The 12,896-nt window shown below is 52.2% G+C and carries 9 protein-coding genes and 1 tRNA gene; 9 read left to right on the forward strand and 1 reads right to left on the reverse strand.

Translation table 11 applies throughout. The features are described 5' to 3' along the window. The first annotated feature begins 128 nt into the window (after nucleotides 1–128). Nucleotides 129–1,625 carry an FAD:protein FMN transferase gene (locus BLT02_RS17290; protein ID WP_139187633.1) on the forward strand — a complete coding sequence of 499 codons (1,497 nt, stop codon included), beginning with the start codon at nucleotides 129–131 and terminating at the stop codon, nucleotides 1,623–1,625. A gap of 423 nt (nucleotides 1,626–2,048) precedes the next feature. Continuing rightward, nucleotides 2,049–3,683, forward strand: a complete 1,635-nt coding sequence (locus BLT02_RS13805; protein WP_092996709.1) for a Na+/H+ antiporter NhaC family protein — start codon at nucleotides 2,049–2,051, stop codon at nucleotides 3,681–3,683. 219 nt (nucleotides 3,684–3,902) lie between these two features. Here BLT02_RS13805 and BLT02_RS13810 read toward each other — a convergent pair whose 3' ends face one another. Continuing rightward, nucleotides 3,903–4,820, reverse strand: coding sequence for an HAD-IIA family hydrolase (locus BLT02_RS13810; protein WP_092996712.1), 918 nt, complete (start codon nucleotides 4,818–4,820; stop codon nucleotides 3,903–3,905). 517 nt (nucleotides 4,821–5,337) lie between these two features. Here BLT02_RS13810 and BLT02_RS13815 point away from each other — a divergent pair. The 7 genes from BLT02_RS13815 (at nucleotide 5,338) to BLT02_RS13845 (ending at nucleotide 12,569) form a co-directional block, all read left to right on the forward strand. Next, nucleotides 5,338–5,427: transfer RNA gene (locus BLT02_RS13815), tRNA-Ser, on the forward strand. A 397-nt stretch (nucleotides 5,428–5,824) separates the two neighbouring features. Next, complete coding sequence (locus BLT02_RS13820; RefSeq protein WP_092996715.1) at nucleotides 5,825–6,901, forward strand: 6-phosphofructokinase; 1,077 nt, start codon at nucleotides 5,825–5,827, stop codon at nucleotides 6,899–6,901. Nucleotides 6,902–7,214: 313 nt separating this feature from the next. Next, nucleotides 7,215–8,939 carry a DNA polymerase III subunit gamma/tau gene (dnaX, locus tag BLT02_RS13825; protein WP_092996718.1) on the forward strand — a complete coding sequence of 575 codons (1,725 nt, stop codon included), beginning with the start codon at nucleotides 7,215–7,217 and terminating at the stop codon, nucleotides 8,937–8,939. A 103-nt stretch (nucleotides 8,940–9,042) separates the two neighbouring features. Beyond that, entirely contained in the window at nucleotides 9,043–9,375 is a 333-nt protein-coding gene (locus tag BLT02_RS13830; protein ID WP_092996721.1) for a YbaB/EbfC family nucleoid-associated protein, read from the forward strand. Between the two features lie 207 nt (nucleotides 9,376–9,582). Further along, a complete protein-coding gene (recR, locus tag BLT02_RS13835; RefSeq protein WP_092996724.1) occupies nucleotides 9,583–10,182 on the forward strand; it encodes a recombination mediator RecR in 600 nt (199 codons plus the stop codon). A gap of 86 nt (nucleotides 10,183–10,268) precedes the next feature. After that, entirely contained in the window at nucleotides 10,269–11,930 is a 1,662-nt protein-coding gene (locus BLT02_RS13840) for a DUF5711 family protein (protein WP_092996727.1), read from the forward strand. Nucleotides 11,931–12,179: 249 nt separating this feature from the next. Continuing rightward, on the forward strand, nucleotides 12,180–12,569 hold the full coding sequence (locus BLT02_RS13845) for a CvpA family protein (RefSeq protein ID WP_175453845.1): 390 nt from the start codon (nucleotides 12,180–12,182) through the stop codon (nucleotides 12,567–12,569). Nucleotides 12,570–12,896: the final 327 nt, after the last annotated feature.

Below are 12,896 nucleotides of genomic sequence, written 5' to 3' on the forward strand. Positions count from 1 at the left end.
AATGCGTTCAACATGACTGGGTTTCCAGTTATTTTCACGGATTTTTCACAAAAAAGTATTTAAATAGAGAAGCGTTTCCGCAGGGGAGCTTTCCAGAAGATAAGAATTATCACAGAGAGGACAGATAGTTGAGAAAAAGAGGATTTATCCGGGAACCTGTTAAAAGAGCAGCGCTGATCCTGCTTGCTGCAATCATGATCACCGCCGGAACCGGTTGTGCCGCAACCAGTCAAAAGGGAGGCAGTACTGTTTCAGAGCAGGAAGAGAACAAAAAGGATGAGCAGGCGGCTTCTGCCGGAGAAGGCAGCTCCATGAAAAACGGGGTTGAGTTCGCGGCAGAGGAGGGCGGAACTGCTGCCGGGGCAGCAGAGACAACTGCGCAGGAAAAGGAAAATGCCGGCGGGGAAAAGAAGGCGGAGAAGACGCCCGAGACAGATCTGCTGCAGGAGATTCCGGAAAACCCTGTCCAAAATGATGACGGAAGCGTTACCATGGATGTTTTTGCCATGGATACTTATATGCATCTTCTGGCCTACGGAGCGGATCCGGGAGATCCGAAACAGGCTGAGAAGGCGGTACGGGCGGCTGCAAAGGAGATCCACTCTCTGGACTCAAGGCTTTCTACAGGTCTTGCCGACAGTGAAGTGTCCAGACTCAATGCCGCAGGAGGAGGCGCATTATCCGGTATTGTCCGGGAGCTGATCCTGAGATCCCAGGATCTCAGAAAAGAGACCGGCGGCCTGTTTGAGATCGCCATCTATCCTGTCATGAAGCTCTGGGGCTTTCCAACCCAGGAATTCAGGGTGCCCGAAAAGGAAGAGATCGACGCGGCGCTGAAACTGGCGGATGCCTCTGCCATCAGTGTCACAACGAAGACGGTCACCGAGACAGTTCCGCTGACCCAGGAAGAAGCCGCACAGGCAAAGGCGGCTGCTGCCGGAAAAACAGGGACAGAAACCGGTAAGGACGAGGCCGGACAGAATGCGGAGAACACAGAGAACAGCAGTACATCCGCAACAGCCGCAGTCCCTGCTGTCAAAACAGTTACAAAAAAAGTCACGGAAGCCAAATACGGGATCAAGGGAATGGAGATCGACCTGGGCGGCATTGCCAAGGGATATACGGGAGACCGTGTCATGCAGGTCTTCAAAAAGGCCGGAATCTACAGCGGCCTGATCAGCCTCGGCGGGAATGTCCAGGCTCTCGGCTCCAAACCGGACGGAAGCCCCTGGCGGGTCGCCATCCAGGATCCCCAGAATGAACTGGAATACCTGGGGGTCCTCGAGATCTCGGACAAGGCCGTGATCACCTCCGGCGGCTATGAACGCTTCTTTGAGGAGGACGGAGTCCGCTATCACCATATCATCGATCCCCGCACCGGATATCCGGCGGACAGCGGCCTGATCTCTGCCACCATTATCAGTGAAGACGGCACCCTGGCTGACGGTCTCTCCACCTCCCTTTTCATTATGGGTAAGGACGAGGCGGAAGAGTTCTGGAGGGCCAACTCCGACAAATTTGATTATATCCTCGAGTCCGCAGACGGACGCCTCTATGTGACAGAGGGGGTTGTCGGCTCCTTCACCACAAACGCCAAGACTATTGTGATCAGAAAGAAAAAATAAAGATTACCGGACATTCGCCGACAGACGTGTGTCCGGTAATCTCGCGTTTGGCGATTCCAATATACTGTGCTGTGCAGTCCGCCGGAATAATCCCGGCAGAACAATCTGCCTGTGCATTTTGTTGACTTTATCACGTTGGCGTATTAACATAATAGGAGTTTTGGGCGGATTTTGCGTTGAAAGCTGCGCGGCCGCACGGCTTTCGCGGCTGATTCTGCGATGAAAAACACGCGGAAACACTCGGCTTTCGCGGCTGATTCTGCGATGAAAAAAAACACGCAGAAACATTCGGGTTTCGTGACGGATCTGCGTAAAGCTCCATCCATTATGTAAGGTGTACCTGTTGTTTTATCTCAGTGGGGAAGACTCGCAGCGGGAAAGACTCGCGGGCGGGTCTCAAACTTTAGAGGGGATTATTGAGTTATGGAAAACAAAACACGCACAGTACCGGTGACGGTTGCGGCCTTTGTCGCAGTCCTGATTTTTTTGGTGTTCGCCTCCTTCGTGACAACGCCTGAGAGTGTCCAGCAGAGTTACTGGTCGCTGATTCCGCCGGTGATCGCCATTATCCTGGCATTGGTGACGAAAGAAGTTTACAGTTCTCTTTTCGTTGGTATCATAACCGGATCGCTCCTTTATTCCGGTTTCAGTTTTGAAGGGACAATGACGCACATCTTCAATGACGGGATCATCGCTTCCCTGTCGGATTCCTGGAACGTCGGCATCCTGATTTTCCTCGTCTTTCTTGGTACGATCGTACAGCTGATGAACCGTACGGGCGGAAGTGCCGCCTTCGGAAACTGGGCATCACGCCGGATCCAGTCCAGGGAGGGGGCGCAGCTGGCTACCATCGCCCTCGGCGTCATGATCTTTATTGATGACTATTTCAACTGCCTGACAGTCGGCAGTGTCATGCGTCCTGTGACGGACAAGTTCAAAATCTCCCGCGCCAAGCTGGCCTATCTGATCGATGCCACCGCGGCACCCGTCTGTATCATTGCGCCGATCTCCAGCTGGGCGGCGGCAGTGGCCGGGTTCGTAGAGGGAGAGAACGGTCTTTCGCTGTTTATCCGTACGATTCCTTATAATTACTATGCTATCCTTACGATCGCAATGATGATCATGCTCGTCCTGATGCATATCAATTACGGCCCCATGGCTGTGCATGAGTATAATGCGGAGGAAAAGCACGATATTTATACGACGCCCGACCGTCCTTATGAAAATGCGGTCGATGATTCTCAGGGAAAAGTGGGAATTGTCGCTGATATGCTCGTGCCGATCTTTTCCCTGATCATCTGCTGTGTCATCGGCATGATCTATACCGGCGGCTTCTTCAGCGGAGAATCCTTCGTCGACGCCTTCGCCAACAGTGATGCTTCTGTCGGTCTGGTCCTGGGTTCCTTCTGCGGTCTGGCCATTACGACGGGTTATTACATGATCCGCAAATCCCTGTCCTTTGAGGAAATAATGGGCTGCCTTCCCGACGGGTTCAAGCAGATGGTTCCCGCGATCCTCATCCTGACCCTTGCCTGGACGCTGAACGGTACGACCTCAAGTCTGGGTGCCAAGGAGTTTGTTGCCGGTGTCATTGAAAACAACGCCGCCGGTTTTGCCTCCTTCCTGCCCTGCGTCATCTTCCTGATCGCAGTCGGTCTTTCCTTTGCGACCGGGACCTCCTGGGGCACCTTCGGCATCCTGATCCCGATCGTTGTCGCCTGCTTCCAGAAGACCGACCCTCAGCTGATGATCATCGCGATGAGCGCCTGCATGGCCGGTTCCGTCTGCGGTGACCACTGCTCGCCTATCTCGGACACCACGATCATGTCCAGCGCCGGCGCCCAGTGCAACCACATTAACCACGTCTCGACCCAGATGCCCTATGCGCTTACCTGCGCGGCCGTCTCCGCCGTGACTTACATTGTTGCCGGTCTGATCCGGAACCCTGTGGTCTCCTTAGTGGTCGGCCTGGTCATCATGTTTGCCGTCATGACCATCTTCAAGATTGCCGGCAAGAGCAGTCTGCCTGTGGATACAGAGGTGGAAAAAACTGAATAAAAGAACTGGATAAAAGAACTGAATAAAAGAATCTGAACATACTCAATCAGGAAAGCCCCTGTGCGCAGTTTTCTGCTGCCGCACAGGGGCTGTTCGTTTCAAATAGTTAGTATTTATACCTTATACTACACGATATTACACGGGGGGATTACACGGACAGGATCCGTTTTTCTGCACATATTTTCTGTGAGAATGGCTTTTCCGCATATCCGCCTGCGTCTACAACAGCTCCGACAGCTCCTCCAGGGAAGGCAGGATGACATCCGGCCGGAAGTCGTACTGTTCCAGATCTTCCATCTGCGTCTCACCGGTGAGGACCATGATGGAGAGCGCTTTTGTTCCATTGGCGATTGCGATATCGGTATAGATGCGGTCTCCTACAAAAGCCAGCTCTTCCTCTTTGAAACCGGTGTGGCGGATGATGTGCTTCAGCGCGTGCCTGGAAGGCTTCCCGTAAAAGTCGGGGAAACGTCCGGTTGAGCGTTCGACAAGTTTCGCGATCGAGCCGCAGTCAGGGATATATTCAATGACACCGTTCTCATCGACCGGGCAGTTGTAGTCCATATTGACACCGTAATAACAGGCGCCGTGCCGCACATATCTGCAGGCCAGCGCGATTTTTTCATAGGTCAGAGTGGTGTCGAAACCCAGAATGACAACCGGAAGACCGGATGTTTTGTTATCGACATCTGCTTCCTGCCCGGCAGATTCATAGTCCGCCGCGGGTGCTTCTGTTCCGGCGGATCCGTTTATCACCTTCAGTCCGGCTCCGCGGAAGGCATTTTCCAGATTGGGAGTACCCACGATGAAAAAAGAGTCCCGGGAGTGAAGACGCTCCATCTCTTCGAGAATGACCTGCGTAGAGAGAAAGACCTGTTCGGGAACCAGATCGATCCCCATGCCGGTCAGTTTGTCCACATAGTCCTGCTTGTTTTTGGACGAATTGTTCGTAAAAAAGCAGTACGACCGCCCTGTTGCCTCCAGCCTTTTCAGAAAAGGGATCGTATAGGGAAAGATACGGTTGCTGAGATAGATCGTCCCGTCCATATCGAGGACAAAGCAGCGCACCTGGCGAAGGCGTTCACGGATCTGTTCAGTATGTTCCGGCAGGGTCAGAAAATGGGAGGTAGTGCTCATCGGGAGGTCCTTTCAAAAATACGGTAAAACATGTGCCTTAGAGGCATTCAGGACTTGCTCGCGAGTCCTGCGAGATGAAGCGGGTTTCTTTTTTTTGTGCGCGTATCCCACAACTGAAGTCCGGGTATTACGCGATGAAGAATAAAACATATGCCGCACCGGCAGAGGATACATGTACGGCCTCAGGCCCTAAGAAACACAAAAGAGCCAATACAAATAAGGCGGTACATCGGAGATTTCAAGGTACACCGGAGATTTTGATGTGATTCTGTAATTTTAACCCACAACTGCTTTAAACTGCAACTCTTACATTTCTCCAGACTATCTCACGAGACTATCTCAGGACTTTTTCTCCAGACTATCCCCGGACTTTTTCTCCGGGTTTTCTTCACTCGATTTTCGCCACGTAGTTTCTGTCCGGACTTCCTGTCCGTACTTCCTGACAAAAACCGCTTGCAATTCCCCCTGGCTTTGGCATATAATAGCATTTGCCTGTTAAGTCAGGACTTATACAGATGGAGACGTATCGAAGCGGTCATAACGAGCTCGACTCGAAATCGAGTTGTCGGTTAGTCCCGGCACGTGGGTTCGAATCCCACCGTCTCCGCTAATCAGTAAACCCGCGCAGAAACTGGAATCCATCGGAAGGCCAGCTCCTGCGCGGGTTTTGTGTTGAAAGAGTTAAAAATATAAGAGGTGAAAATACCAGAGCTGAAAAGAAAGAGCTGGAAACTCAGAGGGCAAAGGCAAAGGCCGAAAAATAAAATATGAATAAACAGCGAAGAAAAGCCGAGGGAGCGTCGTGAGCAAACTGCGCAGCAGTTTGCTGCCGAACGCTCATGAGGCCTTGACGAGCGTCCAAACACGAGGAAGGAGCCATTTTGCTTGTGTTTTTTGGCGAGTTCTATTGTATAATGATAGATAGCTATCAGAAATAAGCATGAACTCAGGGATATCTCAATAAAATAAGGCAATCGTTTTATTAAAAAAGAAGGAGGCATCAGATGTTACGTATCGGAATGCTCACCAGCGGCGGTGACTGCCAGGCCCTGAATGCGGCCATGAGGGGCGTCTTTAAGGCTGTCACAAGGAACAGCAAAGAACCCGTCGAGTTTTACGGATTTGAGGATGGTTACAAGGGCATGATCTACAGCAAGTTCCGCATCCTTGACGGACGTGATTTTAAGGGGATCCTGACCCGGGGCGGCACGATCCTCGGCACCAGCAGATGCCCGTTCAAGACCATCCGCGACCCCGATGAGAACGGTCTGGACAAGGTCGAGGCGATGAAACAGACCTACCACAAGCTCCAGCTCGACTGCCTGGTCATGGGAGGCGGCAACGGCTCCACCAAGACAGCCAACCTTTTGAGTGAAGAAGGCCTCAATGTCATCACGCTTCCCAAGACGATCGACAACGACCTGTACGGGACAGACATGACCTTCGGCTTCCACAGCGCCCTGGATATAGCCACCAAGTGCGTCGATGATATCCATACCACCGCTTCTTCTCACGGCCGTGTCTTCATCGTCGAGATCATGGGGCACAAGGTCGGCTGGCTTCCCCTGTATGCCGGTATCGCCGGCGGCGCGGACATCATTCTTCTCCCTGAGATCCCTTATGATATCGATAAGGTCGTGGACGCGATCGAAGCCAGAGATAAGGGCGGAAGCCGCTTTACCATTATCGTAGTGGCAGAGGGCGCGATCTCCAAAGAGGACGCGAAGCTCTCCAAAAAAGAATATAAGAAAAAAATGGCCAGTTACGAGTATCCTTCGGTCTCCTACGAGGTCGCGGACCGCATCCAGAAGGCCACCGGCCGCGAGGTCCGTGTCACTGTGCCCGGACATACGCAGCGCGGCGGCGCTCCCGATGCCTATGACCGTGTCTTCTCCACACAGGTCGGCGCTGTAGCGGGCAAGCTGATCCTCAAGAAGCAGTTCGGCTATATGGTTGCCTCCAAAAACGGCGAGATCATAAAAGTTCCGCTCAAGGAAGTGGCCGGCAAGCTCAAGACTGTGGATCCCAATGCCCCTATCATCAAGCAGGCCAAGTATGTGGGAATTTCCTTTGGCGATTAAAGGATATGAAGATTGATTTATCGCAGCCGGCCGCCTGCTGACCGGCCGCGGGATGCGTTCACGCTTTGCGGGCACATTCCGCTCAGCGTGTAACAGGGAACGATTTTTCAGTTTCAGCCTTTGAGAGGATGAAGGATGATTTAACAGCCGCGCAGACGGATTCTGACGGCAGTTTCTAACAGTGATGATCAAGCTCTGACAGACAGCGGACGGCGGGAGCGTGCTCTCTGCCGCCCGCCGTATTTTTCAATCTGCAGGCTGTAAAAAAGCCTTCTGTGAAAAGCGGCTGTTTTTTTGAAAGAGACAAAACCATATGGCAGATCAGGAATACCTGGCACTGTACCGCAAATACCGTCCCGTCGACTTCGATGATGTCCGGGGACGAGATGCGATCGTGCGCACATTAAAAAACCAGATCATTTCGGGAAGAATAGGACACAGCTATCTGTTCTGTGGTACGCGTGGTACCGGCAAGACTACGATCGCGCGTATTTTTGCCCGTGCCGTCAACTGCGAAAACCAGCGGGACGGCAATCCCTGCGGGGAGTGCCCGACCTGCCGGGCGATCCTGGCGGACGCCAACCTGAATGTGACCGAGCTCGATGCCGCGTCCAACAACAGCGTCGACGACATCAGGGCGATCGTGGAACAGGTGGAGTACTCGCCCACGCAGGGAAAATACCGGGTCTTCATCATAGACGAAGTCCACATGCTGTCCAACGCGGCCTTCAACGCCCTGCTCAAGACCCTTGAGGAGCCGCCCTCCTATGCGATCTTTATCCTTGCCACTACAGAGCCCAACAAGCTCCCCGTGACGATCCTGTCCCGGTGCCAGCGGTATGATTTCGGCAGGCTCTCCACCGGGATCATCGAGGGAAGGCTCCGGGAAGTAGCCCAGATGGAATCCCTGGAGATTGAGGACAAGGCTTTCCGCTATATCGCCGGGGCTGCCGACGGATCCCTCAGGGACGGCCTGAGCCTCCTCGATCAGTGCAATGCCTTTAATTACGGCAGCGGCCTCCTCACCTATGACCGCACTCTGGAGATCCTGGGCGCGGTGGACGCCCGCGTGTTCGGAGACCTCTACCGCAGTATTCATGAGGGCGATGTGACAAAGGCTCTATCGGTTCTCGATGAGATCCTGCTCCAGGGCAGGGAGCTGATGCAGTTTGTCACTGACTTTACCTGGTATCTGCGCAATCTCATGCTCCTGAAAGCCTCTGAACAGACTGCCGGCTCTCTCGATATTTCCGCGGATAACCTCCAGGAAATGATCAAAGAGGCAAGGATGTCTGATATGGAAGAGATCATGAGATGTATACGGGTATTTTCCGCCCTTCCCGATCTCATCCGCTATTCGCCCAACCGGCGGATCCTCACCGAAATGACGATCATCCGGGCCTGCCGGTCTGCTATGGATGACGGCGCTGAGGGGGAGGAAATGCTCCCTCTGGAAAAAATCAAGAACCGCGTCCGCGAGATGGAAAACAGAGTGTACAACAATGAACGCAGCATTGACAGACTGGAAAAAGAAGGCCCCGGTCCTGCGGCAGCCGGAGCTTTTTCGGGCGGCATAAGGGATGACCGGTCAGCGGCCGGAGACGGCGGTACGCCGGAGGCTCCCCCCGCCAGCCCGGCAGTAAAGCAGGAGCTTCCCCCCGCTCTCCCGGAAGAGATCAAAAAGATCGTTGAAAACTGGTCCAAATATGCATCCCAGGCACCTCCCGGATCCAGACGGATCGCCCTGACCAGAGCGCGTCTGAGCCTCGGCGATCAGGGACAGCTCATCATTATTTTTGATAAGGAATACGGGAATCCCTATCTATATCAGCGCAGGGACAAGGACGAGGCCTCCAGATCCCGCGTGGACGAAGACCGCAGGGAACTGCAGGCTTTTTTGCAGAACAAGACCGGCAGGGCGATCGAAATAGAATACCGGGTACTTGACAGAGGCAGGCGGATAACAGACAATTATGTGGATCTGCTGTCGCTCGTTGATTCAGGGATGATTCGGATGGACATCGAGACAGAAGATTAAAAACGGCTTTTACTGTACTGCTGCCAAAACGAAGTTAGAAGAACTAAAACAAATTATGGCAGCATTTTGCTGACAAACGACATTTATTGACAAGGAGGAAAAAATGGCCAGAAGAGGCGGATTCGGCGGCATGGGTATGCCCGGCAATATGAATAACCTGATGAAACAGGCACAGCGCATGCAGCGCCAGATGGAAGAAAACAAGAAGGCACTCGATGAGAAGGAATTCAAGGCAACTGCGGGCGGCGGTGCTGTAGAGGTCGTGATGACGGGCAGCCACCAGATGAAGTCGATCACGATCGATCCCGATGCGGCAGATCCCGATGATGTCGAGACTCTCCAGGATATGATCCTGATCGCGGTGAATGACGTCCTGGGTCAGATCGAAGAGGAGAGCAGCAAGCTTATGGGAGGAATGGGCGGACTGGGATTCTGAACCCCGCCTGTCTTTTTTTCGCGGACCCTCGCCAGGCACAAAAAAGAAGCTGCCTTTGCAATCTCAGATCAAATGCATATTCAGATCCATTGTTTTTGGAATCGGGACATGCGCGGGATGAATGCCGGGGAGGACTGTGGAAAAACGTTGATAAGAAAAATCTTTTCCTTATCAACGCGAATGTGTGACGAAAAGTGAGGAAATGACGTGGAGTTATACAGTGGATATATCAACAGACTGATCGAAGAGCTTTCGGCTCTGCCGGGGATCGGGAATAAATCAGCCCAGCGTCTTGCCTTCCATATCATAGGGATGTCTCCCGCACGGGTCAACCGCCTTGCGGAGACGATCCGTGATGCCAAGGAACACGTCACCTTCTGTAAAGTATGCCAGAATCTGACCGATGAAGAGATATGTCCGATCTGTAAAAATCCATCGCGCGATCCTTCGACCATCATGGTGGTGGAGAATCCCCGGGACCTGGCGGCCTACGAGCGCACAGGCCGGTATCAGGGACTCTACCATGTCCTTCACGGAGCCATTTCCCCCATGCTCGGCGTGGGGCCGGCAGATATCCGCCTGAAGGAACTGATGGAGAGACTGAGGGACGATACTGTTCGGGAGGTCATCATCGCGACCAATTCAAGTCTCGAAGGCGAGACAACAGCCATGTACATCAGCAAACTTATCAAACCTGCCGGCATCCGTGTGACCAGGATCGCCAGCGGAGTTCCGGTCGGCGGCGACCTGGAGAATATTGATGAAGTGACCCTGCTCAGGGCACTCGAAGGCAGAACCGAGCTCTGAGAGCAGGACAAAAACGGGCAGAAAAGGAATACGGACAGAAGAGGAATACGGACAGAAAAGGAATACGGGCAGAAAAGGAACAGGGTATGGAAGAGAACAAAAAACAGGGCTTTTCTTCTCACACAGAGGATTTACCGGAAGAAATGCTGTTTTCCGAAGACTATGATGAAGACAACGTCCTATACGATACCAATGCCCGGATCTACGAGACGGATGAGTCAGATGCTGTTTATGACGAAGAGAACGCTGAAGACGACATTCTCTATGACGCCGATGCCCGGTACTATGAAGAATTCGAAGAGAATGATGAGGAGAATGGAGAAGAGGGCGGCGAGGAAGCCATAGAGGATTCCGGAGATGACGGAACGGACAGCACGATGGGGAGCGGTTTCCAGGCAGACGGACCTCAGGAAAGCAGTCTTCCCGGAAACAGGCCGCAGGGAAACAGCCCCCGGGAAAACGGACTTCCGGCAAACGGTCTCCAGACAGATGGATTTCCTGGAAACGGCTTCCAGGAAAACAGCTTTCAGGGAAAGGAATTGGAAAATACTCTGGAGGAGGTGCGCAAAAAGCCCGGCAAAAAGCGCGGGGCTGCCGCGCTCACTCCTTATGAGGAAAAGCTTCGGCGCCATAAAAGGCGCAGATATATCCGCACTGTAACCTTTGTCCTGCTCCTGATCGCGGTCCTGATGTCTGGTGTGATCCTGTGGATGCGCCGCGGGTACAGACACGCGGACCTCGAGCCCGTCATCACCCTTTCAGCGGAGGATGGAACAGCCTACGAAAGCCTTGGCGGAAATATCATCCGGTATGGAAGCGAAGGCGCCAAGTGCATTGACAGACGGGGCAACATCCTGTGGGATGTGTCTTATGAGATGCAGCAGCCGGTCACGAGCGTGAGTGGAAACGTGATCGCGATCGCGAACCGGAGCGGGTATTATGTCTATGTCATGAATACGCAGGGACTCATGGGGACCATACACACGATGCTTCCCATCCACAGCATTGCCGCTTCTGAAAACGGGGAAGTGGCTGTTATCATGAATGACAGCAAAGTGACCTGGGTCCGCCTTTACACAGCCCGCGGAAAGGAGATCGCCTATATTGTCCGTTCCATGGAGGAAAACGGCTATCCAATCGCTGCGGCTGTATCGCCGGATGGCAAAACCCTGTGCCTGTCCAGCGTTCAAATGTCCAATACCGCAGTTAAATCAAATGTTTCCTTCTACGACTTTGGGAAAAATGGAAGCGGCAGCGGAGACCATCTGGTGGATTTTTCGGATTTTATCGATGAAGTCGTACCTGAGATCCGATATATCGACAATTCCACCTGCGTGGGAGTTTCTGACAAACGCCTGATCTATTTTATAAACTCTCCCTTCAGACCTTCCAGCAGCACGAACATTATGTTCTCCGAAAACCTCCAGGGAGTTTTCTGCAGCGAGAGTCTTATCGGCCTCTTGTTTGTAAATACAAAGGAAGACAGCGAGTACCGCCTGGCGGTTTATAATAAAAGAGGAAAGAAGCTGGGAACAGTCAAGTTTACCATGCAGTTTACGGATATTGCCATCGCGGGAGATAAAGTCTACATCTACGATGAGAAAAACTGTCAGATCTTTACGATCGACGGACGTTGCCTGTTTAACGGAGAACTGGGCAAATCGATCCGCGCCATGATTCCGGGACCTGAGCTTTCGGATATTCTGGTCGTCTCGGGAGGAGAAATCGACAGCGTTCATCTGCACTGACAAGAGTGTTTCCGCCCGGAGGCTTATCTGTTCATCTGCACTGACAAGAGTGTTTCCACCCGGAGGCCTATCTGTTCATCTGCACTGACAAGAACGTTTCCATCCGGAAGCTTATCTGTTCATCTGAAATGCAGAGAGTTTTTCCGCCCGGAGGATTAACCATCCATCTGCATTTGCTGAGAGTACCTCTACACAGATGCATATTTGTCCATCAGTATTGCCGAAGGCGTTTTACACGGGGGCGTATCATTGAATATTTATTTCTGGCTCATCCTCATTGTCTCAGTCCTGCTGCTGGCAAGAGGAGTAATAAAAGGCTTTAGGATTGGATTTGTAAAAGAGGCAGAAGGACTGGCGGCAGGAATCTGTGCTCTGGTCGCGCTGATCCTGATCAGCAGCCTGGCAATGGGAGCAATGGGAGATAAAGTGAGCACCAAGGTGATGGCGATCGCACTGCTGATCGTTCTCGGTGCCATGTATGCTCTGTTCAAAATCATCTTTTCTTCCCTGAAACTTTTTGCGGGTCTCCCGGTCATCAGCCTGGTCGATCATATCCTGGGCGCCGGAGCCGGAGCTGCAAAAACCTTCATCTTACTATATATAGTGGATTACCTTGCCAGAATTTGGCTTAATTTGTAAAAAAACGGTGGGATTAAAAAATTTAAAAAAATTAAAAAAACTTCTTGCTTTTTAGGGAACACCGTGATATTATAATACTCGCCGCTGAGAACGGCGGCAGACAACAGCATAAAAAAATAACTTTTCAAAAGAAATTTTAAAAAAGCTGTTGACAAGCTCATAAAGCTGTGCTAAGATATTTGAGTCGCTCACGCGAGGCAACAGCTTAGAGCGAAAAAACGGAGACCTGCCCTGCAGGCTCCGGAACACATTTCCAACCTTATATGAGAACAAGACAGAAATGCAACCCTGAATATATTCCTTATATTTAGAAGGTCATTAACGACC

Source organism: Sarcina sp. DSM 11001 (assembly GCF_900101015.1).
In the GTDB taxonomy this organism is placed as follows: Bacteria; Bacillota; Clostridia; order Lachnospirales; family Lachnospiraceae; genus CAG-791.